General features: G+C 61.8%; 22 protein-coding genes. 14 read left to right on the forward strand and 8 right to left on the reverse strand.

Features of this window, described 5'->3' with window-relative positions:
• Positions 1–8: 8 nt before the first annotated feature.
• Genes rsxC through DNK49_RS05925 form a run of 5 tightly spaced genes read left to right on the forward strand, consistent with a single transcriptional unit; the run spans position 9 to position 4,338 of the window.
• Complete coding sequence (gene rsxC, locus DNK49_RS05905; RefSeq protein WP_110523412.1) at positions 9–1,565, forward strand: electron transport complex subunit RsxC; 1,557 nt, start codon at positions 9–11, stop codon at positions 1,563–1,565.
• Positions 1,562–2,617, forward strand: a complete 1,056-nt coding sequence (locus DNK49_RS05910) for an RnfABCDGE type electron transport complex subunit D (protein WP_110523413.1) — start codon at positions 1,562–1,564, stop codon at positions 2,615–2,617. Before rsxC ends, DNK49_RS05910 begins: the two co-directional genes overlap by 4 nt.
• A gap of 16 nt (positions 2,618–2,633) precedes the next feature.
• A complete protein-coding gene (gene rsxG, locus DNK49_RS05915; RefSeq protein ID WP_110523414.1) occupies positions 2,634–3,305 on the forward strand; it encodes an electron transport complex subunit RsxG in 672 nt (223 codons plus the stop codon).
• Positions 3,302–4,048, forward strand: coding sequence for an electron transport complex subunit E (locus tag DNK49_RS05920; RefSeq protein WP_110523415.1), 747 nt, complete (start codon positions 3,302–3,304; stop codon positions 4,046–4,048). The genes rsxG and DNK49_RS05920 overlap by 4 nt, the downstream gene beginning before the upstream one ends.
• Positions 4,049–4,059: 11 nt before the next feature.
• Positions 4,060–4,338, forward strand: a complete 279-nt coding sequence (locus DNK49_RS05925) for an RnfH family protein (protein ID WP_110523416.1) — start codon at positions 4,060–4,062, stop codon at positions 4,336–4,338.
• A gap of 74 nt (positions 4,339–4,412) precedes the next feature.
• Here the strand turns inward: DNK49_RS05925 and gloA are convergent, their stop codons facing one another.
• From gloA to ffh, 5 genes are read right to left on the reverse strand one after another with little or no spacing between them, the layout of a single operon-like run.
• A complete protein-coding gene (gloA, locus tag DNK49_RS05930; protein WP_110523417.1) occupies positions 4,413–4,802 on the reverse strand; it encodes a lactoylglutathione lyase in 390 nt (129 codons plus the stop codon).
• Between the two features lie 3 nt (positions 4,803–4,805).
• Positions 4,806–5,606 carry a M48 family metallopeptidase gene (locus tag DNK49_RS05935; protein ID WP_243632250.1) on the reverse strand — a complete coding sequence of 267 codons (801 nt, stop codon included), beginning with the start codon at positions 5,604–5,606 and terminating at the stop codon, positions 4,806–4,808.
• Positions 5,588–6,337 carry a competence/damage-inducible protein A gene (locus tag DNK49_RS05940; protein WP_110523418.1) on the reverse strand — a complete coding sequence of 250 codons (750 nt, stop codon included), beginning with the start codon at positions 6,335–6,337 and terminating at the stop codon, positions 5,588–5,590. Before DNK49_RS05940 ends, DNK49_RS05935 begins: the two co-directional genes overlap by 19 nt.
• On the reverse strand, positions 6,334–7,122 hold the full coding sequence (locus DNK49_RS05945) for an EI24 domain-containing protein (protein WP_110523419.1): 789 nt from the start codon (positions 7,120–7,122) through the stop codon (positions 6,334–6,336). Before DNK49_RS05945 ends, DNK49_RS05940 begins: the two co-directional genes overlap by 4 nt.
• Before the next feature lie 11 nt (positions 7,123–7,133).
• Positions 7,134–8,501 carry a signal recognition particle protein gene (ffh, locus tag DNK49_RS05950; RefSeq protein ID WP_110523420.1) on the reverse strand — a complete coding sequence of 456 codons (1,368 nt, stop codon included), beginning with the start codon at positions 8,499–8,501 and terminating at the stop codon, positions 7,134–7,136.
• A gap of 48 nt (positions 8,502–8,549) precedes the next feature.
• Between ffh and DNK49_RS05955 the strand changes: the two genes are divergently transcribed.
• The 9 genes from DNK49_RS05955 to DNK49_RS05995 all read left to right on the forward strand — a co-directional run bounded on the left by DNK49_RS05955 (position 8,550) and on the right by DNK49_RS05995 (position 19,169).
• Complete coding sequence (locus tag DNK49_RS05955) at positions 8,550–9,380, forward strand: cytochrome C assembly family protein (RefSeq protein ID WP_110523421.1); 831 nt, start codon at positions 8,550–8,552, stop codon at positions 9,378–9,380.
• Between the two features lie 91 nt (positions 9,381–9,471).
• Positions 9,472–10,758 (forward strand): HlyC/CorC family transporter, encoded by a 1,287-nt coding sequence (locus DNK49_RS05960; RefSeq protein WP_110523422.1) that lies wholly within the window; start codon positions 9,472–9,474, stop codon positions 10,756–10,758.
• A 104-nt stretch (positions 10,759–10,862) separates the two neighbouring features.
• Positions 10,863–12,578, forward strand: coding sequence for a type IV-A pilus assembly ATPase PilB (pilB, locus tag DNK49_RS05965; RefSeq protein WP_110523423.1), 1,716 nt, complete (start codon positions 10,863–10,865; stop codon positions 12,576–12,578).
• Between the two features lie 28 nt (positions 12,579–12,606).
• A complete protein-coding gene (locus DNK49_RS05970; RefSeq protein WP_110523424.1) occupies positions 12,607–13,845 on the forward strand; it encodes a type II secretion system F family protein in 1,239 nt (412 codons plus the stop codon).
• A gap of 43 nt (positions 13,846–13,888) precedes the next feature.
• Positions 13,889–14,740, forward strand: a complete 852-nt coding sequence (locus DNK49_RS05975; protein WP_110523425.1) for a prepilin peptidase — start codon at positions 13,889–13,891, stop codon at positions 14,738–14,740.
• A gap of 134 nt (positions 14,741–14,874) precedes the next feature.
• On the forward strand, positions 14,875–15,150 hold the full coding sequence (locus tag DNK49_RS05980; RefSeq protein ID WP_110523426.1) for an FmdB family zinc ribbon protein: 276 nt from the start codon (positions 14,875–14,877) through the stop codon (positions 15,148–15,150).
• 23 nt (positions 15,151–15,173) lie between these two features.
• Positions 15,174–15,800, forward strand: coding sequence for a DUF502 domain-containing protein (locus DNK49_RS05985; protein ID WP_110523427.1), 627 nt, complete (start codon positions 15,174–15,176; stop codon positions 15,798–15,800).
• 56 nt (positions 15,801–15,856) lie between these two features.
• Entirely contained in the window at positions 15,857–17,656 is a 1,800-nt protein-coding gene (aspS, locus tag DNK49_RS05990; protein WP_110523428.1) for an aspartate--tRNA ligase, read from the forward strand.
• 169 nt (positions 17,657–17,825) lie between these two features.
• On the forward strand, positions 17,826–19,169 hold the full coding sequence (locus tag DNK49_RS05995; RefSeq protein ID WP_110523429.1) for a sodium-dependent transporter: 1,344 nt from the start codon (positions 17,826–17,828) through the stop codon (positions 19,167–19,169).
• 18 nt (positions 19,170–19,187) lie between these two features.
• Here the strand turns inward: DNK49_RS05995 and DNK49_RS06000 are convergent, their stop codons facing one another.
• The 3 genes from DNK49_RS06000 to msrA all read right to left on the reverse strand — a co-directional run bounded on the left by DNK49_RS06000 (position 19,188) and on the right by msrA (position 20,688).
• Positions 19,188–19,646 carry an Lrp/AsnC family transcriptional regulator gene (locus DNK49_RS06000; protein WP_110523430.1) on the reverse strand — a complete coding sequence of 153 codons (459 nt, stop codon included), beginning with the start codon at positions 19,644–19,646 and terminating at the stop codon, positions 19,188–19,190.
• Between the two features lie 101 nt (positions 19,647–19,747).
• On the reverse strand, positions 19,748–20,092 hold the full coding sequence (locus DNK49_RS06005; protein ID WP_110523431.1) for an FKBP-type peptidyl-prolyl cis-trans isomerase: 345 nt from the start codon (positions 20,090–20,092) through the stop codon (positions 19,748–19,750).
• A 32-nt stretch (positions 20,093–20,124) separates the two neighbouring features.
• Positions 20,125–20,688: a peptide-methionine (S)-S-oxide reductase MsrA gene (gene msrA / locus DNK49_RS06010; protein WP_110523432.1), complete on the reverse strand. Its 564-nt coding sequence runs from the start codon at positions 20,686–20,688 to the stop codon at positions 20,125–20,127.
• Between the last annotated feature and the right edge of the window lie 107 nt (positions 20,689–20,795).

The following is a 20,795-nucleotide window of genomic DNA, read 5'->3' on the forward strand; positions in this document are numbered from 1 at the left end:
AGCGAACCATGCCATTTTCCACTGCACCGGCACGCTCACTGCTGCGTCGCCTGTTCGAGCGCTGGGGCGCCCACCCTGAAGGCCGCAAGCAACTCGCCGCCGAAACCGAGATCGCCACCCTGCCCCTGCCACCGCAACTGATCCTGCCGCTGGCACAGCACATCGGCGCTCCGGCGCGGCCGCTGGTGCAGGCAGGAGAACGCGTACTGCGCGGTCAGTTGCTGGCCGAGGCACAAGGCATGATTTCCGCACCGCTGCACGCCCCCACCTCAGGCACTATCGACGGCATCGGCGACGTCGCCGTGCCGCACCCTTCCGGACTGACCGGCCCCGCCATCCTGCTGACCCCGGATGGTCTCGACGAAGCCATCCCGGCAGAATCCAACGACCCCTTCAGCCTGGAACCCGTCGAGATCTCGCGTCGCGTCGCCGCTGCGGGCATCGTCGGCATGGGCGGCGCCACCTTTCCGGCTGCGGTCAAACTTGCGCTAGGGCAGAAAACCCGCATCCCCACGCTGATCCTGAACGGCGGCGAATGCGAACCCTATCTGACCTGCGACGACCGCCTGATGCGGGAGCGCGCCGACGAGGTCATCGACGGTGCGCGCATCATCCTGCGCGCCATCGGCGGTGACGAAGCCATGATCGGCGTCGAGGACAACAAGCCAGAGGCAATCGCAGCCCTGCGCACTGCAGCCCGGGACTTTGCCGAAGTCACTGTCGTACCAGTGCCGAGCCGCTACCCGATGGGATCCGAGAAGCAACTCATCACCTGGCTGACCGGCAAGGAAATCCCCGCTGAAGGCCGCCCTGCCGACATCGGCGTGATGGTGCAGAACGTCGGCACCGCCGCGGCCATCCACCGCGCAATCCGATTCGGCGAGCCGCTGACCCGACGCATCGTCACTGTCTCGGGTGGCGCAATCCGTACGCCGCGCAACCTGGAGGTCCGTATCGGCACCCCGTTATCCGCGCTGGTCGAATTCTGCGGTGGCACGACGCGCCCGGTCGCACGCTGGGTAATGGGTGGGCCAATGATGGGGCTCTCCATCCAGTCGCTCGATATTCCCATCATCAAGGGCAGCGGCGGCGTACTCGCGCTCTGCGAAGCAGAGGTTGCCGGCCGCCCCGAGCCCGGCCCGTGCATCCGCTGTGCATCCTGCGTTGGCGCCTGTCCAATCGGCCTGATGCCGCTGGAAATGGCGGCGCTGATCCGCAACGGTGACCTCAAGGAGTCGGTGGCCATCGGACTCAAGGACTGTATCGGTTGCGGTACCTGTTCCTTTGTCTGTCCGTCCCAGATCCCGCTCGTACAGTACTTCAACCACGCCAAGGGTGAGTTGGCCGCACAGGATCGCAACAAGATGAAGCAGGACGCGATCAAGCAATTGGTCGAAGCCCGTGATGCCCGCATGGAGCGCGAAGCTCGCGAGAAGGCCGAGGCCGCTGCGCGGCGCAAGGCCGAGCGCGAACGTGCCAAGGCGGCTGCCGCAGAAGCTGCTGCGGCCAAGGCTGCCGCCGCAGCCGCAACAACACCCGCCAAGGTCGAGGAAACCACGACATGACCCCCGTATCCTCTCCTCACGCCCATGGCGCGCGCCCGGTCGGGCGGGTCATGCTGCTCGTCATGCTGGCACTGACACCCGCCACACTGGCCGGTTTCTGGCATTTCGGGTGGCCTGCCGTCACCTTGTGGTGTGTCACCATCCTGTCTGCCATCCTCGCTGAGGCCTTTGCCGCCCGCATGGTCGACCGCTCGCCGATGGTCATGGTGGCCGACGGCTCGGCCATCCTCACGGGCTGGCTGCTGGCCCTGTCACTGCCTCCCTGGGCGCCGTGGTGGGTCGGCGCCCTCGGGTCCTTCTTTGCCGTGCTGGTGTGCAAACATGCGTTTGGCGGACTCGGGCAGAACCTGTTCAACCCGGCAATGGGCGCCCGGGTGATGTTGCTGATCTCCTTCCCGGTTGAAATGACCCGCTGGATCGAGCCGCAGACCGGTGCACTGTTTACCGGCTTCGACCCGCTCGCCGGACTGGCCATTACCTTTGGCGCACAGACGCCCGACGCAATGACCAGTGCGTCCTTGCTTGGACATGTCAAATCCGAAGCCTCGCGCGGCATCGCGCTGTCGCAATCCATGACCGGACACTGGGATCCAATGGGTTTCGGCCTGGGGCAACGGGCAGGCAGCCTGGGGGAGACCAGCGCGCTGCTGATCGCCGCCGGTGGGGTCTTCCTGATCCTGCAGCGCATCATTGGTGTACGCATCCCACTGGCCTTCCTGCTCGGCGTGGCCCTGCCTGCTGCCCTGGCTCACCTGCTGGCGCCCGATCACTACCTGCCACCACTCGCGCACCTGCTCACCGGGGGCGTCATGCTTGGTGCCTTCTTCATCGCCACCGACTACGTGACTTCGCCCAGCACCCCGCTGGGCCAATGGATCTTTGGACTGGGTTGCGGCCTGCTGACCTGGGTGATCCGGACCTGGGGCGCTTACCCGGAAGGCGTCGCCTTCGCCGTGCTGTTGATGAACGCTGCCGTTCCACTGATCGACCGGGCCACCCGTCCGCGCATTTTCGGGCGCAAGCGCGATGGCCGCTCACTCTCTGCCTCCTGACCCGGACATCGTCGCGATGAGTACCCCACCCGAGACCCGCACTCCCCGTCGTCCGCCCATCGACGCACTGTGGTACCAGGGCGCCTCGCTTGGCGTGGTCGCCCTGGCCGCCAGCGCGGCGCTGGCCTTTGCGCATCAGGCGACCGGCCCGGCAATTGCCGAGGCTGCGGCGCGCGACATGGCGCTGTCGCTCGCCCAGGTGCTGCCGGAGAACTTCTCCGACAACGACCTGCTTGCCGACACATTGACCTTGCAGCCCAAGGGCAGCCCTCCTGTGGTCGTGCATCAGGCACGCAAAGGCGATCGGGTGATGGGCGTGGTCTTTCCGGTTGTTGGCAAGGGCTATGCCGGTCCGATCCACATCGTCATGGGCGTCGACCGCGAAGGCCGCCTATTGGGGGTGCGCGTCACCCGCCACACCGAGACACCAGGATTGGGCGACAAGATCGAGGTGGCCAAGCACGACTGGGTACATTCCTTCGTCGGCAAGTCGCTCGACAACCCAGTACCTGCACGATGGGCAGTGCAGAAGGACGGCGGCGAATTCGACCAGTTTGCCGGCGCCACCATCACCCCACGTGCAGTGGTCAATGCCGTACGCGGCGGCCTGGAACTGTTTGCCCATCATCGCAGCACCATGCTGGGCGAGGACGCTGCCGCACTCACCGCCAGCCAGGAGACAAAATGAGCTCGAACGACACACCGGCCAGTGCTGAATCCGTCCTACCGTCTGCACCGGCGGCCAAACCGTCGATTCCGTTTGGCGACATCTTTCGCGACGGTGTCTGGCGGCAGAACGTGGTCACGACGCAGATGCTGGCACTGTGCCCCCTGCTTGCGGTCACCAGTACGGCCACCAATGGCTTGGGCATGGGCCTGGCGTCTACCGCGGTGCTGGTGCTGTCCAACCTGATCGTGGCGATGATCCGAAACTGGGTCAGCCCGAGCGTAAGGATCCCGACCTTCATCGTGCTGATCGCCACCCTGGTCACGCTGGTGGACATGAGCCTCAACGCCTGGCTGCACGATCTGCATAAGGTGCTCGGCCTGTTCATTGCGCTGATCGTGGTCAATTGCGCCATCCTGGGTCGAGCCGAGGCCTTCGCTTCGCGCCAGCCGATACTGGCAGCGCTCGCCGACGGCATCGCCATGGGTGTCGGTTTCACGCTGGCGCTGGTCGTGCTGGGCGGCACGCGCGAGATTCTCGGCAGCGGCACGCTGTTTGCCAGCGCCAGCCTGCTGCTGGGCGAATCTTTCCGCTTTCTGGAGCTGACCTTGATTCCGGACTACAAGGGCTTCCTGATGATGATCCTGCCGCCGGGCGGCTTCCTGGCCCTTGGGTTTCTGATGGCACTGCAGCGCCACCTCGAAACCCGCCAGGCACGACGAGCCGAAGCGGATCCGGAAACCACCCACGGTGCAACTGCCTGAATGAGGATGAGATGAGGATCGGTGTAGCCTATTCCGACGGTGTCCAGCACAGTTGGCTGCGCATCGACGTTGCCGACGATGCGACCGTGCAGCAGGCAATCGAACGCTCCGGCGTACTGACCATGTTCCCGCATATCGACCTCACCCAGCAGAAGGTCGGCATCTTCGGCAAACTGGTCAAGCTCGACGCACCGCTACAGCCGGGTGACCGGGTCGAAATCTACCGCCAGATTACCTGCGACCCTACCCAGGTACCGCGCCGCGGCGGCATGGATGAGGACGACGATTAGCGACTGCGGGCGGATTGTGGGAGCCTGCTTCGCAACCGCTGTCCAGTGTCGACCTATCCTGCCCCCTGGCGGGGTCAGCGGGCGCTACGCTCGATCAACTCCACCTTGTAGCCGTCTGGATCCTCGACGAACGCGATGACGGTGGAACCATGCTTCATCGGCCCGGCTTCACGCACCACCTTGCCGCCGCGAGCACGAATCTCGTCACAGGCCTTCTTCGCATCGGGCACTTCGAGTGCGATATGGCCGTAGGCGGACCCCAGGTCATAGGACGTCACGCCCCAGTTGTGCGTCAGCTCCAGCACCGCACCTTCGCTTTCATCCTGGTAACCGACGAAAGCCAGCGTAAACTTGCCGTCCGGATAGTCGGTTCGACGCAGCAAGCGCATACCCAGGACCTCGGTATAAAAGGCCAGCGAGCGCTCAAGATCGCCGACGCGGAGCATGGTGTGCAGCATTCTCATGATTCAGTCCTCTTCTGCAATGGAAAGTGTGTCTTCGGGGTCGATGACTGGCAGCGCGGCCCCTTGCTCACGCAATTGACGACGGGCGTGCTGCCAATCGGGATAAAGCCCTGCCACCACCGACCAGAAACGTGGTGAATGATTCATTTCGATCAGGTGAGCCACCTCGTGGGCGACGACGTAGTCAATCAGCGCAGGTGGCAAATGGATCAATCGCCAGTGCAGGCGGATGCCGCTACGCAGGCTGCAACTACCCCACCGCGTGCGCGCGGACGACAAGCGCACCGGTGGTACGGGTAGCGCAAGTCGATGGCAGTATTCGGCCACCCGTCCGCCAAACCAGTCGAGCGCACGTTGACGCAAGGACCGCAACAGTACCGATGCATCCGCGCCAGCGCCCAGATGCAGCTCCTCCACACCATCAGCCGCCCACTTCCACTGCGGCCTCCGCCCGCCAAGCATGCGCAACCTGACGGTTTTCCCCAGCACCGGCAGCAGGCTGCCATCGGCAAGGACCAGGCGTTGTTCTTGCCCACGCGCTGCTTGGGCAGACAAGCGATCCAGCAGCCATTGCCGATGACTACGGACAAAATGCTCGACAGCAGATTGTGGGGTGCCATGCGGCGCGGCAACACGAACCCCACGATGATCCAGTTGCAGGGCCAGGGTGCGCCGCACCGAACGCCGCACCACCAGATCGACTCGACGATCACCCAGATCGACACTGGCCGCTTCTTCGGTGGCAGGCGCACCCGAACGCGTCGCGCCGCGCAGCAACCTGCCGATCAGGTCTTGTCTTCCCACTGAAACCCGTGCCCGGTCACACCAGCCTTGAGCTGAACCATCGCCTCTGCCACCCGCCCTGCGGTACCCTTCATACCCAGTTCAAGCGAGCGGCGCTGCCCCTCGCCCGCAATCGTCGGCAAGCTGAACAAGGTGGTGTCGGGGAACGCCTCGGTCAGCGTCCGCATCAAGCCGATCAACTGCCCTTCGTAGGCGTCCCATACGGTAATCGCCTGCTCGACGTAGTCTTCCGCATGGTGCAGATGCGGATAACGGGTATCCAGTACCCACTCGACCATCGGCCAGGCCATCACCGGAAACCCGGGAACGAAATAGTGTTCGCGGATGGAAAAACCGGGAATGCGGTTGTAAGGGTTGGGGATGATCTCACTGCCCACGGGATACACCCCCATCTGCAGGCGCTCGGGGGTGATCTCCGCGCCAAAACGGGTCCGGATCTCGGTCTCTGCCTCGGGATGCAGGGCAAGCTCCAGCCCGAGGGCCGCCGCCGCACTCTGCCGGGTGTGGTCGTCGGGCGTCGCACCAATGCCGCCGAAGCTGAAGACGATGTCACCGGTGGCAAAAGTCTGGCGCAAGGTTTCGATCAGACGCGGTCGGTCATCCCCCGCATAGCGTGCCCAACCGAGCTTGAGCCCGCGCGCACCCAGCAGTTCGATGACTTTGGACAGATGCTTGTCAGCTCGACGCCCAGACAGGATCTCGTCGCCAATGATGAGTGCACCAAAATTCATTCTGGAATCCGGGGGTGATCGCCCGAGACCGCGACAGGCGAGGGATCAAGCACGACCACGCCGTGTTCGGCACGTTCGCGCCGTAAGGTCTCGAGCATGAAATGGACAAATGCCAGACCTGCAAAGGCCGGCGCCACAATATTGACGAAGGGGATGTAAGCCAGCAGCGCCGTGCTCCCCCCAAGCAGCAACATCGGCATGCGTTGATCGGTGCGCAAGCGGACGAGTTCCTCACGGTCCGCATGAAACATCAGCGCGTCGTAACCGAAGGCGCGCTGGTTGAGCCAGCCAGTCAACAGCACCGGCACCAGCAGACCTACACCCGGAATAAGCCAGAACGGCAAGGACAGCAACAAGCCCAGCAGGAATAGCGCGGTTGCCGCCAGCGCATTCCAGATGCTGCCCAGATTGGATCCTCCGTGGCGCTGTTCGAGATCCGCGTAGTCCCGCCGCGCCACCCGCTCCAGCATCATCGGCAAAGCCACCACCGCCACCAGCACCGCCGCGGTCAGGTAAATCAGCGGCACAAAACCCAGCGCCACCGCGATCTTGACCAGGATCAGCACCACCCCTGCGGCCAGCTCCGACCCATTCAACCAGCTACCGACCCAGCTCAAGCCACCCAGCCAGGTCATGACCGTGTCGATGATGGCCGCCCAGGACACGATGGCGAGCCCGGTCCACAACACCGTAGCCAGCAGTCCAGGCCAGATCAGATGCCAGAAGATATCCGCCCGGAACAGACTGCGCAGGGAGCGCCCAAGCGCAAGAAAGATGCTACCCATCTGGCGACGACTCAGCGTGGCATGCCCGGCATGCCGGGCAGCATGCCCTTCATGCTGCGCATCATCTTGGCCATGCCGCCCTTGGAGAACTGCTTCATGACTTTCTGCGTCTGTTCGAACTGATTGAGCAGGCGGTTAACCTCCTGGACCGTCACCCCGGCACCCGCCGCAATACGTCGCTTGCGACTGGCCTTGAGGATTTCGGGCTTGGCGCGTTCGGCTGGCGTCATCGAATTGATGATGCCCTCGATCCGACCGATGGCCTTCTCCTCGGCCCCGCCCTGCAACTGCCCCGCCGCCTGGGCAAACTGCGCAGGCAGCTTGTCCAGCATCGAAGACAGCCCCCCCATCTTGCGCATCTGGCCGATCTGCTCCTTGAAGTCGCTCAGATCGAAGCCTTTGCCAGTCTTGAGCTTCTGCGCAAAAGCACGGGCCTTGTCCTCATCAACACCCCGACGCGCCTCCTCGACCAATCCGAGGATGTCGCCCATGCCCAGGATGCGGCTGGCCATGCGGTCAGGATGGAAAGGCTCGAGTCCGGACAACTTCTCGCCCACCCCGGCAAACTTCAGCGGTTTGCCGGTGACATGACGGACAGACAGTGCTGCACCGCCACGCGAATCCCCATCGAGCTTGGTCAGGACCACACCGGTCAGCGGCAGCGCCTCGTTGAAGGCACGAGCGGTGTTCACCGCATCCTGTCCGAGCATCGCATCGACCACGAACAGGGTTTCGATCGGCTTGACCGCGGCGTGCAAGGCCTTGATCTCGAGCATCATGGCCTCGTCGATCGCCAGACGACCAGCGGTATCGACCAGCAGCACATCGTGATGATGCTTGCGTGCGTAGTCCAATGCGGCCAGGGCGATATCGACTGGCTTCTGCTCGGCGGTGGACGGGAAGAAATCAACACCCGCCTGACCGGCAACCGTCTTGAGCTGCTCGATCGCCGCCGGACGATAGACGTCCGCCGAAACGACCAGCACCTTCTTCTTCTGATCCTCGCGCAGCAGACGGGCGAGCTTGCCGGTCGTGGTGGTCTTGCCCGCACCCTGCAGGCCGGCCATCAGTACCACGGCCGGTGGCTGCGTAGCCAGGTTCAGCCCCTCGTGGGCGCTGCCCATCAGGGCCTTGAGTTCGTCATGCACAACGCCCACCAGCGCCTGCCCCGGCGTCAGCGAGGCAATCACCTCCTGACCCACGGCCTTTTCCTTTACCCGGGCGACAAAGTCCTTGACCACGGGCAGCGCAACATCGGCCTCGAGCAAGGCCATACGGACCTCCCGCATGGCATCCTGTATGTTGTCTTCGGTCAGACGAGCCTGTCCACGCAGGGTCTTGACCACCTTGGACAGACGTTGGGTAAGATTGTCGAGCATAGAGAGAGACCTTCGGGCGCGGTGACTTGGAGTAAACTGGCGAGCGGTATGCATCCAATTCTACTTCATCTCCTCCCGGCCACGCTTTATAGCGTTCTAGGACTGCTGTTCTGGCGCACCTGCGTGATGCGCCAGATGAGCGCGCCAACGCGCGACTGCATGAGCCGGCGCGAACGGATCCTGTTGTTGTGCGCACTGCTCGCGCATGGCGCGGCGTTGCATGTTTCGCTCTTCCCCGATGCCGAAATGCATTTCGGTTTTGGCGTGGCGCTATCGCTGATGGTCTGGCTGGCAATCTGCTTCTACTGGGTGGAAACGCTCTACACGCGGCTGGATGGCCTGCATGCAGTAGTGCTGCCCGCCGGCGTCATCGCCAGTCTTCTGCCCGCGCTCTTTCCAGGTGAACACATCCTCACCAATGCGACCTCGCCAGCATTTCGTGCTCATTTCATCGTTGCCATGCTTGCGTACAGCCTGTTCACCCTTGCCGCCTTGCATGCAATGCTGATGGCCGTTGCCGAACGTCAGTTGCACCATGCACGGTTTTCGCGCGTGCTGGCCAACCTGCCGCCGCTGCTGACAATGGAGGCCCTGCTGTTCCGTCTGATCGGCATCGCTTTCATTCTGCTCACGCTGACCCTGCTGTCCGGCGTCATGTTCTCCGAAAGCCTGTTTGGCAAAGCCTTCCGTATAGACCACAAGACCGTTTTTGCGGTGGTTTCGTGGCTACTGTTCGGAGCCCTGCTGTATGGCCGCCACGCCTGGGGCTGGCGTGGCCGGAAAGCCTTGAGATGGACGCTGGCGGGTTTCGTTGCACTGATGCTGGCCTACGTCGGCAGCCGCTTCGTCATCGAGGTGCTGCTGCACCGGGTCGCATGACCCAGTACCCGCTGTGGCAGCGCAGCAGCACGGCTTGACACCGTGACGCTGCAGCTTCGATACTCCAGGACCGCCTTCATTTGTTGATTACGTGTCAGACATCGGCCTAACGGCACAATTCGGCGCTCTGGTTGTATTGCTTGTGCTCTCGGGCATGTTCTCCATGTCTGAAACGGTCATGATGGCGGCAAACCGCTATCGTCTGCGCTCACGCGCAGCCCAGGGCCACCGTGGCGCGCGGCTTGCTTTGGACCTGTTGAACAAGACCGACCGACTGCTTGGCGTCATCCTGCTGTTCAACAATCTGGTCAACACGGCAGCGGCAACACTGGTCAGCGTCATCACCATGGAGTTGTTCGGCGACGATCGGTGGGCGCTCGGCGCCGCGACGCTGACGATAACCTTCATGATCCTGGTGTTCTCGGAGATCACCCCCAAGGTCATCGGTGCACACCACGCGGACAGGCTGGCCGTGGTTGTCAGCTATCCGCTGGCCTTCCTGTTGCGCGTGTTCTACTCGGTGGTGTGGTTCATCAATCTGTTTTCCAGTGGCCTGCTCAGGCTGCTGCGCCTTCAGCCAAACGAGGAAGGCAAGAGCGGCGCCCTTTCCACCGAAGAGCTACGCTCCATGGTGCTGGAATCGGGGCAGTACATCCCACAGACGCACCGCAGCATCCTCGTCAATCTGTTCGACCTGGAGAACATCACGGTCGAGGACGTGATGACCCCACGTGGCTCAATCGAGGGCCTCGATCTGTCCGCCCCAGTGGATGAGCTGCGCGAACGTATCGCCACCAGCTACCACACCCGCCTGCCGGTCCACGACGGCGATAGCGAACAGGTCATCGGTGTGCTGCACTTGCGCAGACTGCTGGGTCATGTGCTTCAGGACGAACTCAGCGCCGAGCAGATTCGCGAGCTGATGCAAAAGCCCTACTTCATCCCGGCCGACACCCCGCTTTACTCGCAGATCCGGTTCTTTCAGGAAAACCGCCAGCGCCTTGCGCTCGTTGTGGATGAATACGGCGAGATGCTCGGCCTGGTCACACTGGAGGACATCATCGAGGAGTTGATCGGCAAGTTCACCACCGACACCCCCGAGTCGACCCGTCGCCTGCAATGGGGCGAAGACGGCAGCGTGACCGTGGACGGCGGAACCAACCTGCGGGACCTGAACCGGCAACTGAGTCTTGAGTTGCCGGTCGACGGGCCCAAGACCTTGAACGGGCTGCTCATCGAATACCTGCAGGACATCCCCGAAACAGGACTGTCGGTCCGCATTGCCGACACCCCGATCGAGGTCGTGCAAACCCAGGATCGACGCGTAAAGACGGCCCGGCTGTTCCAGCCCCGCGCAATTTCCACGCAAAAACCCTGATGTTCTCAGGCCCGGGGCTTTACAAGCCGGAACGCGGCGTGCAACATCGAATGTCACTTAACTAGGCACACCTGACTTTCAGCCAGGTGATTCATGAGCGGGAAATGGCAGCAAACCCTCAGGCCGCGCTCAGCGGACTCGCCCGGGCACTCATCCAGAACGGTCGGCTGACCGAAGCCGACGCAATCTCCTGTTCACAGGGCGGGAACGGCGTCGCCAATGCCTTCCTGTACGAAGCAGTCCAGCGCAGTCTGCTCAAACCCAGGGATGTCGCCCGGTTTGCAGCAGAAACCTTCGGCTACCCACTGTTCGACATCAGTGCAATCGACCGCAGCGTGGTCCCGCGTGAAGCGATCGACCGTAAGCTGATGCTCAAGCATCAGGTCGTCGCACTGGGGAAGCGACAGAACCGCCTGACGCTGGCGGTTGCGGACCCGTCGAACATGCGGGCACTCGACGAGATCCGTTTCCAGACCGGATTGCAACTCGATCTGGTCATCGTCGAAGTGGACAAACTCGGCAAACTCGCCGAATCACTCGGAGAGTCCGCCCAGCAGTCGCTACAGGACCTGACCGGCGAAGACTTCGACATGGACCTGCTGCAGCAGGACGGTCCAGCCGAACAGACAAGCGAAGACAGCAGTAACGAAGTCGACGACGCCCCCGTTGTCAAATTCATCCAGAAAGTCCTGATCGACGCCATCAATGAGGGCGCCTCGGACATTCATTTCGAACCTTACGAAAAGTATTACCGCATCCGCGTCCGGACGGACGGCGTCTTGCGAGAGATCGCTCAGCCGCCGCTGGTCCTCAAGGAAAAGATCGCAGCCCGGATCAAGGTCATTTCGCGCCTGGATATCTCGGAGAAGCGGGTTCCACAAGATGGCCGGATGAAATTGGTCCTTTCCAAGAACAAGGCCATCGACTTTCGTGTCTCGTCGCTACCGACGCTGCATGGCGAGAAGATCGTCATGCGGATCCTTGACCCCAGCTCGGCCATGCTGGGGGTTGACGCACTCGGTTATGAACCCGAGCAGAAGAAAGCCCTGCTCGAGGCCATCGAACGCCCCTACGGCATGATCCTGGTCACCGGCCCGACCGGCTCAGGCAAGACGGTTTCGTTGTACACCTGTCTGAACATGCTGAACAAGGCCGGCGTAAACATCTCCACCGCTGAGGATCCTGCGGAAATCAATCTGCCCGGCATCAACCAGGTCAACGTCAACGAGAAGGCCGGACTGACCTTCGCCGCGTCGCTGCGTGCCTTCCTGCGTCAGGATCCGGACGTCATCATGGTGGGCGAAATCCGCGATCTGGAAACCGCCGAGATCTCCGTCAAAGCGGCACAGACCGGCCATCTGGTACTCTCCACTCTGCACACCAACGACGCCCCCTCGACGCTCGAGCGTCTCAAGAACATGGGCGTGGCGCCATTCAATATCGCCTCCTCGGTCATCATGATTACCGCACAGCGCCTTGCAAGGCGTCTTTGCACCTGCAAGAAACCGGTGGAGATCCCCATCGAAGCGCTGCTGCAAGCGGGATTCAGTGAGGAAGACCTCGATGGATCCTGGCAACCCTATGGCCCGGTGGGCTGCGAGCGCTGCAAAGGCAGTGGCTACAAGGGACGGGTGGGCATCTATCAAGTCATGCCCGTCTCGGAAGAAATTGCCCATATAATCATGACAAATGGAAACTCGATGGACATTGCTGCACAGGCCGAACGTGAAGGCGTCTCCGACCTGCGCAAGTCCGGTCTGCTCAAGGTACGTCAGGGAGTAACCTCGCTTGAAGAGGTCCTGGCCACCACCAACGAATAAAACAAGATACGCACAGGAAGATCCATTCATGGCGACAGCATCCCGTACCGCTCCTCGCCGCCCGCCGGCGGGCACGAAGGAAGATCTCTACAATTGGGAAGGCAAGGACAAGACCGGCAAGATCGTGCGCGGCGAGATGCGCAGTTCGGGCGAAGCCTTGGTCCAGGCCACACTGCGCCGCCAGGGCATTCAGGTGCTGAAGGTCAAGAAACAGAAGATGTCCCGAGGTCACAAGATCTCGGAGAAGGACATCGCCCTGTTCACCCGTCAACTGGCAACCATGATGAAGTCTGGCGTACCGCTACTGCAGGCCTTCGACATTGGCATCAAAGGGTCTGGCAACCCCAGTCTTGCCCGCCTGCTCAACGAGGTCCGGACTGACGTGGAAACGGGCTCCAACCTGTCGCAGGCCTTCAGCAAGCATCCGGTGTACTTCGACAAGCTGTTCTGCAACCTGGTGGCCGCAGGTGAGCAGGCCGGTATCCTGGACAACCTGCTCGACCGGATCGCGACTTACAAGGAAAAGATCCTCGCCATCAAGAGCAAGATCAAGTCGGCACTGTTCTACCCGATCGCGGTGGTCGTCGTTGCCACCCTGGTGGTTGCGGTGATGATGCTGTTCGTCATTCCGGAGTTCAAGAACGTCTTCACCAGTTTCGGCGCCGATCTGCCGGCACCGACGCTGATGGTGATCGCGATGTCGGACTTCTTCGTCGAATACTGGTACCTGATGTTCGGCATCGTCATCGGTACAGTATTGGGCATCAGTTTCATGTACAAACGATCTCCAGCCATGCAGATTGCGGTAGACCGCGCCGTGCTCAAGCTGCCAGTGGTGGGAGACATCATCCGCAAGGCCACAGTGGCGCGCTGGGCGCGTACCCTCTCCACGATGTTCGCGGCGGGCGTCCCCCTGGTCGAGGCGCTCGATTCGGTGGGGGGTGCATCCGGCAACTACGTTTACCTGACTGCAACTCGCTCCATCCAGAGTGAAGTCAGTACGGGCACCAGCCTGACCGTTGCCATGCAGAACGCCAACGTTTTCCCCACCATGGTGGTACAAATGGTCTCCATCGGTGAAGAGTCCGGCCAACTGGACGGCATGTTGAGCAAAGTTGCCGACTTCTTCGAACAGGAGGTCGATGATGCAGTGGCTGGCCTGTCCACGCTGCTCGAACCCATCATCATGGTCTTCCTCGGCGTCGTCATCGGCGGCCTGGTTGTCGCCATGTATTTGCCGATCTTCAAGCTCGGCTCGGTCGTCTGATCCTGCCCCCGGGGCCCTGCCCCGGGGATCCGAACCCAAAACCATGTCAGAACTCTTCCGCGACCCGGTCGCCTTTGTGCCGCTCATGACCCTGATCGGCCTCTTCGTCGGCAGCTTCCTGAACGTCGTCATCCATCGCCTGCCCAAGATGATGGAGCAGGAGTGGGCCACACAGGCTGCCGAACTACGTGGCGAGCCGGCACCGGCAACCGAGCGCTTCAACCTCGCCACGCCACGCTCGCGTTGCCCACACTGTGCCCATCCCATCTCCGCCATCGAAAACATTCCGGTGGTCAGCTACCTGATCCTGCGCGGACGTTGCAGACACTGCAGCGCCCCGATCAGTCAACGCTACCCGGTCGTGGAGGCCCTCACTGCTGCGCTGTCCGGCTACGCGGCCTGGCACTTCGGCTTCGGTCTCGCCACCGCCGGGGCGCTGCTCTTCCTGTGGGCCATGGTTGCACTGACTTTCATTGACCTGGATACCCAGCTGCTGCCAGACGACATCACCCTGCCGCTGATCTGGGCCGGGCTTGCCTTCAACCTGGCCAGCACCTTCACCGACCTTCCCGCTGCAGTGATCGGTGCGATGGCAGGCTACCTTGCACTCTGGCTGGTGTTCTGGGGATTCAAGCTCGCCACGGGCAAGGAAGGCATGGGCTACGGCGACTTCAAGCTACTTGGCGCAATCGGCGCCTGGCTGGGCTGGCAGATGCTGCCACTGACCATCCTGTTGTCCTCAATCGTTGGCGCGGTGGTTGGCGTCGGGCTGATCGCCTTTGCACGTCATGGGCGCAACGTACCCATTCCATTCGGCCCCTACCTTGCTGCAGCCGGTGTCATTGCCCTGTTCTGGGGCGAGGCGATCTCTCAGCGCTACCTCGGCAGCTTCTGATGAAAACACGGAATCTGTCTTGAACCGCTGTGACAGAGCCCCCAGATAAGGAATCAGCGACAAAGCACCGAGCGCCGCTTTTTCCTTATGCTGCATTGCGTTAGACTTGCGCACTTGCCTTTCCGGGGGTTGTCATGCCTATTTACGAATATCGTTGCGAGAGCTGCGGGTTCCAGAAGGAACATCTGCAGAAAATGAGTGATGCCGCCCTGTCCACCTGCCCGTCGTGTGGCAGTGGCAGCTACGTCAAGTTGCTGTCGGCAGCAGGCTTCCAGCTCAAGGGTAGCGGCTGGTACGCGACCGACTTCAAAGGCAGCAGCAAGTCATCGACCAGCAGCGCATCCACGCCTGCCGCATCAGATGCACCGGCTGCCGGATGCGGCGGCAGTTGCGCCTGCCATCCGTCCTGAAGCGACGGACTGCGACACCAGGCGTGAAGAAGTACTTCATCACCGGACTGCTGATCTGGATTCCACTGGCCATCACCTTCATGGTGCTGGCCTGGATCGTCAATACGCTCGACCAGATCCTGCTGTGGCTGCCCAATGGCTCTCAGCCACGGGATCTGATCGGGATCGACATTCCCGGCATCGGACTGGTGGTCAGTGTCCTGATCGTGCTGACAACCGGCCTGATTGCAGCCAATGTGCTGGGACAGAAGATCGTTCAGCTGTGGGAATCCATCCTCGCCCGCATCCCAGTGGTGAAATCGATCTACTACAGCGTCAAGCAGGTTTCAGACACCCTGTTTTCCAGCAGCGGCCAAGCCTTTCGCAAGGCGCTACTGGTGCAATACCCGCGTCACGGCTCGTGGACCATTGCCTTCCTGACCGGCAAGCCTGGTGGTGATGCGGCCAATCATCTTGAGGGCGATTTCGTCAGCGTGTATGTGCCGACCACGCCAAACCCGACATCGGGCTTCTTCCTGATGATGCCCAAGGCAGATGTCGTCGAACTCGACATGAGCGTGGACGAAGCCCTGAAATACATCATCTCGATGGGGGTTGTCGCCCCGCCAACGCGCAAGCCGCCGGAACGGTCTGCGCTACTCAACGAGTAATCCTTCACTGAATCCGTGTGGCCTTGAGCCACACCTGAACTGCCGGAATCCACACCATGCGAACTCAGTACTGCGGCCAGGTCACCGCCGCCAACCTCGATCAGATCGTCACCCTCTGCGGCTGGGTCCATCGCCGCCGCGATCACGGTGGGGTGATCTTCATCGATCTTCGCGACCGCGAAGGCCTGGTGCAGGTGGTTTGCGACCCCGATCGCGCGGAGATGTTCGCCGTTGCGGAATCGGTGCGTAATGAATTCGTCCTCAAGCTCTCGGGCAAGGTGCGCCGTCGACCAGCCGGTACCGAGAACGCCAACCTGACCTCGGGTGAGATCGAGGTCCTGTGCCACGACATCGAAGTCCTCAATGCTTCGGTCACGCCGCCTTTCCAGCTCGATGAAGACAATCTCTCCGAAAATGTCCGCCTGACCCATCGTGTGGTGGATCTTCGCCGTCCGCAGATGCAGAAGAACCTGATGCTGCGCTACAAGGTCGCGATGGCGTTCCGCCGCTTCCTCGATGGTGCCGGCTTCATCGATGTCGAGACCCCGATGCTGACCAAGAGCACACCGGAAGGCGCGCGCGACTACCTGGTGCCCTCCCGCGTACATCCTGGTCAGTTCTTTGCCCTGCCGCAGTCGCCGCAGCTGTTCAAGCAATTGCTGATGGTGGCGGGCTTCGACCGCTACTACCAGATCACCAAGTGTTTCCGTGACGAAGACCTGCGCGCCGACCGTCAGCCTGAATTCACCCAAGTCGATATCGAAACCTCGTTCCTGAACGAGACCGAAATCACGGCGCTGATGGAAGAGATGATCCGCTTCGTGTTCAAGGAAGCGCTGGCCACCGACCTGCCCAGCCCCTTCCCGCGCATGACCTACGCAGAAGCCATGCGCCGCTACGGCTCCGACAAGCCGGACCTGCGCGTTACCCTGGAGCTCACTGAAGTCACCGATGCAGTACAGGATGTCGCGTTCAAGGTGTTCTCCGGCCCGGCCACGTCTGGTGGTCGTGTTGCGGCCCTGCGCGTGCCCGGCGGCGCCAGCCTGACCCGCGGCGAGATCGATGAATACACCAAGTTCGTCGGCATCTACGGCGCCAAGGGCCTGGCCTACATCAAGGTCAACGACGCCAGCCAGCCTAACGAGGCCGGCCTGCAATCGCCCATCGTCAAGAATCTGCACGAGACCGCACTGCGCACCATTCTCGAGCGCACTGGCGCCCAGTCCGGCGACCTGATCTTCTTTGGTGCGGACAAGACCAAGGTGGTCAATGATGCCATGGGTGCCCTGCGCATCAAGCTCGGTCACGAGAAGGGCTATGTCACCGGTGAGGCCTGGTGTCCGTTGTGGGTGGTCGACTTCCCGATGTTCGAGTACGACGAGGACGACAAGCGCTGGACCGCCTGCCACCACCCCTTCACGAGCCCGAAGGATGAGCACATCGCGTTGCTCAAGACCAACCCGGGCGAGTGCCTGGCCAAGGCCTACGATCTGGCCCTGAATGGATGGGAGATCGGCGGTGGATCGGTGCGTATCCACCGTGCCGATGTTCAGGCCCAGGTGTTCGATGCACTCAACATCGGCCCGGAGGAACAGCAGATCAAGTTCGGCTTCCTGCTCGACGCACTGAAGTATGGCGCCCCCCCGCACGGCGGTCTGGCCTTCGGCCTGGATCGTGTGGTCACCATGATGGCGGGTGCCGAATCGATCCGCGACGTCATCGCCTTCCCGAAGACGCAGCGCGCGCAGTGTCTGCTGACCAATGCACCGGGTGAGGTCGACGAAAAACAGTTGCGCGAACTCCACATCCGCCTGCGCCAGAAGGTAGAGACCCAGGTGGAAGTCAACAAGGCCTGAATCCCTTCAGCCTGACCGGACAAAGACCGCGATCGCTCGCGGTCTTTTTTTCGCCTATGCTCCCGCTCATACGATCATCGCGTCGCGCCGCTGTGTGCGCCCCTATCCGTACCTGGCCGATGCTGCTATCGTCCTGACCCCCTTCAACGTGTTTATCTGGAGCGATGAGATGACGAGTTCTCATGCGCACGCACAATGGTCGTCCCGGATGGGCTTCGTGCTCGCGGCTACCGGCTCGGCCGTCGGACTTGGCAACATCTGGAAGTTTCCCTACATGGTCGGGCAGAGCGGCGGAGCAGCCTTCGTCCTGGTCTATCTGGTCTGTATCGCGCTGATTGGCCTGCCCATCCTGGTCTCCGAATGGCTGATCGGGCGTCGAGGCCAGAAGAACCCCATCAACACCATGGCGCAGTTGGCGGAACAGAACGGCCATCATCGAAGTTGGGCACTGATCGGCGGCATCGGCATACTGGGCGCCTTCCTGATCCTGTCCTTCTATAGCGTGATCGGGGGCTGGGCACTGGCCTACATGCTCGACGCCGCGACCGGCGCCTTCTCGGGCCTGGATAAAAACGCGATCGGAGCTTCGTTCGAGGCCTTCCTCGCTTCACCCGGCACCTTGTTCGGCTGGCATACGGCATTCATGAGCCTGACTGCAATCGTTGTCGCGATGGGGGTCTCAGGAGGTCTCGAGCGCGGTTCGAAGGTCATGATGCCCGCACTCGGTCTGATCCTGCTGGTGCTGGTCGGCTATGGCACCACGACGGGCAGCTTCGGCGCCGCTGTCGAGTACCTGTTCAAGCCGGACTGGAGCAAGCTCGACGGCCAGGTGCTACTGGCCGCACTCGGCCACGCCTTCTTCACGCTATCGCTGGGAATGGGGATCATGATGGCCTACGGTTCCTACCTCGGGCAGGAGGTCAATCTGTTGCGCACGGCACGCACCGTCGTGCTGATGGATACCGCTATTGCCCTGTGTGCGGGACTTGCGATCTTTCCCATTGTGATCGCCCACGGCCTCGACCCCTCGGCGGGGCCCGGCCTGATCTTTGTCACACTACCCATTGCCTTTGGCAACATGACTGGCGGCATCGTGCTCGGTGCACTGTTCTTCCTGCTGCTGACGTTCGCCGCATTGACTTCGTCGATTTCGCTGCTCGAACCCGTGGTCGAACTGCTCGAAGAACGCACCTCGCTGGGACGTGCCGGCGCCACCTTGGTCGCCAGCATCACGATCTGGGCACTGGGCATCGCCGCACTGCTGTCGTTCAACCTGTGGAGTGGCGTCAAGTTTGCCGGGCTGAACATCTTTGACCTGCTCGACTACGTCACCAGCAAGTTCATGCTGCCGGTGGCTGGTCTAGGAGCAATCGTGTTTGCCGCCTGGAAACTCGAGCAAGGCAGTGTGCGCCAGGAGCTCGGCCTGAGCCAACACGAATTCAAGTTATGGACCTTTCTGAGCCGCTATGTCGCGCCACTAGGCGTGCTGTTCGTGTTCTGGCACAACATCTGAGGACCTTGCCCTGCCAGGTCAGAGCGGCAGGGCGGTTTCGTTCTTGATTTCGCGTAAGGCTACGCTGGAGTGGGTCACGTCGATTTCCGGGATCTTCAGCAGGAAGTCGTGCATGAACGCCGACAGCGCCTCCAGGCCAGGCAGGTAGAGCTTGAGCAGACAATCGGTTTCGCCCAGTAATTCATAGCACTCGACCACCTGGTCGCAGCCTTTGACGACCTGTTCAAAGCGATCAAGCACTTCAACGCTGTGCTGCTTGAGTTTGACCCGGACCCAGACGCAGGTACCCAGTCCGACCTTGGTTCGATCAAGCAGCGCGACATAGCCCCGGATCACTCCCGCGTCCTCCATCTCCTTGACCCGCCTCCAGCATGGAGATACGGACATACCCACCTTGTCGGCCAGGGCCTGGGTGCTCAGCGTGGAGTCCTTCTGCAACAGTGTCAGGATATGGCGTTGCGTTTGATCAAGTTTCATGGCGTCTCACCCCGGCTCACATCGGGGCGCAGCGAAAGGGATCGGGTCGGTAAGAGCATGGGATTCACCTTGGGCAAACCCCGGCAATACCCCTCGCGTGCTTACAGCACCTTGAGCAGTTCGACTTCGAACACCAAGGTGGCATTGGGCGGAATCACACCACCTGCCCCACGCGAACCATAACCCAGCGCCGGCGGGATCGTCAGCTTGCGCTTGCCGCCCACCTGCATGCCCTGAACGCCCTCGTCCCAGCCACGGATCACATGTCCCGCGCCGAGCGGAAAGTTGAAAGGATCGTTGCGATCCTTGCTCGAATCAAACTTGGTTCCGTCCGTCAGCCATCCGGTGTAATGCACGGTCACCATCAACCCCCTGGCGGCCACCTCACCGGTTCCGGTTTCGATATCCTCGATGATCAGGCCGCTTGCGGTGGTGGTCTGGGTCATGTGTTTCTCCTGATTGAATGAAAAGCGCGATTCTAACTGGCGCGGCGACGGCGTCCGGCAAACTTCTCGCGGAACTTGGACACCTTGGGCGCCACCACATACTGGCAATAAGGCTGGTCGCTGTGGTTCGTGTAGTAGTCGTGATGCTCGGGCTCAGCCGGCCAGAACGGCGCATCCCGCTCAACCCGGGTCACGATCGCATGCGGATAGATGCGCGCCTCGCCCAGTTCCTCGATCAGCGCCAGCGCAGTGTGCAGTTGCTCGTCGCCACTGACGAAGATCACCGAACGGTACTGGGTGCCGATGTCATTTCCCTGACGATTGAGCGTCGTCGGGTCGTGGATGACGAAAAAGATTTCCAGCAGATCGCGATAACTCAAGACAGCGGGATCGAACTCGACGCGCACAACCTCGGCATGCCCGGTACTGCCTTCGCAAACCTGACGATAGGCCGGATGCTCGACATGACCACCCGCATAGCCGGACGTTACCGAATGCACGCCTTCGACCTCACGGAATACCGCCTCCAGGCACCAGAAACAGCCCCCGCCCAACACGGCCGTTTCGAGTTTCGGGCGTTCTACTGAATCGTTCATCGTCACTCCTCGTACAAGTCCTGCGTTCGGGTATCCAGCCACCTGACAGGTTCCGGATATTCCATTTCTATGACACCGCGACCCATGCTTGATTCCAGCCGTCCGTC

Source organism: Parazoarcus communis SWub3 = DSM 12120 (genome assembly GCF_003226565.1).
In the GTDB taxonomy this organism is placed as follows: Bacteria; Pseudomonadota; Gammaproteobacteria; order Burkholderiales; family Rhodocyclaceae; genus Parazoarcus; species Parazoarcus communis.

Bases quoted from the DNA above. Each gene is read 5' to 3' on its own strand.
- rsxC (WP_110523412.1), top strand. From the start codon at position 9: ATGCCATTTTCCACTGCACCGGCACGCTCACTGCTGCGTCGCCTGTTC.
- DNK49_RS05910 (WP_110523413.1), top strand. From the start codon at position 1,562: ATGACCCCCGTATCCTCTCCTCACGCCCATGGCGCGCGCCCGGTCGGG.
- rsxG (WP_110523414.1), top strand. From the start codon at position 2,634: ATGAGTACCCCACCCGAGACCCGCACTCCCCGTCGTCCGCCCATCGAC.
- DNK49_RS05920 (WP_110523415.1), top strand. From the start codon at position 3,302: ATGAGCTCGAACGACACACCGGCCAGTGCTGAATCCGTCCTACCGTCT.
- DNK49_RS05925 (WP_110523416.1), top strand. From the start codon at position 4,060: ATGAGGATCGGTGTAGCCTATTCCGACGGTGTCCAGCACAGTTGGCTG.
- gloA (WP_110523417.1), bottom strand. From the start codon at position 4,802: ATGAGAATGCTGCACACCATGCTCCGCGTCGGCGATCTTGAGCGCTCG.
- DNK49_RS05940 (WP_110523418.1), bottom strand. From the start codon at position 6,337: ATGAATTTTGGTGCACTCATCATTGGCGACGAGATCCTGTCTGGGCGT.
- DNK49_RS05945 (WP_110523419.1), bottom strand. From the start codon at position 7,122: ATGGGTAGCATCTTTCTTGCGCTTGGGCGCTCCCTGCGCAGTCTGTTC.
- ffh (WP_110523420.1), bottom strand. From the start codon at position 8,501: ATGCTCGACAATCTTACCCAACGTCTGTCCAAGGTGGTCAAGACCCTG.
- DNK49_RS05955 (WP_110523421.1), top strand. From the start codon at position 8,550: ATGCATCCAATTCTACTTCATCTCCTCCCGGCCACGCTTTATAGCGTT.
- pilB (WP_110523423.1), top strand. From the start codon at position 10,863: ATGGCAGCAAACCCTCAGGCCGCGCTCAGCGGACTCGCCCGGGCACTC.
- DNK49_RS05970 (WP_110523424.1), top strand. From the start codon at position 12,607: ATGGCGACAGCATCCCGTACCGCTCCTCGCCGCCCGCCGGCGGGCACG.
- DNK49_RS05975 (WP_110523425.1), top strand. From the start codon at position 13,889: ATGTCAGAACTCTTCCGCGACCCGGTCGCCTTTGTGCCGCTCATGACC.
- DNK49_RS05980 (WP_110523426.1), top strand. From the start codon at position 14,875: ATGCCTATTTACGAATATCGTTGCGAGAGCTGCGGGTTCCAGAAGGAA.
- aspS (WP_110523428.1), top strand. From the start codon at position 15,857: ATGCGAACTCAGTACTGCGGCCAGGTCACCGCCGCCAACCTCGATCAG.
- DNK49_RS05995 (WP_110523429.1), top strand. From the start codon at position 17,826: ATGACGAGTTCTCATGCGCACGCACAATGGTCGTCCCGGATGGGCTTC.
- DNK49_RS06000 (WP_110523430.1), bottom strand. From the start codon at position 19,646: ATGAAACTTGATCAAACGCAACGCCATATCCTGACACTGTTGCAGAAG.
- DNK49_RS06005 (WP_110523431.1), bottom strand. From the start codon at position 20,092: ATGACCCAGACCACCACCGCAAGCGGCCTGATCATCGAGGATATCGAA.
- msrA (WP_110523432.1), bottom strand. From the start codon at position 20,688: ATGAACGATTCAGTAGAACGCCCGAAACTCGAAACGGCCGTGTTGGGC.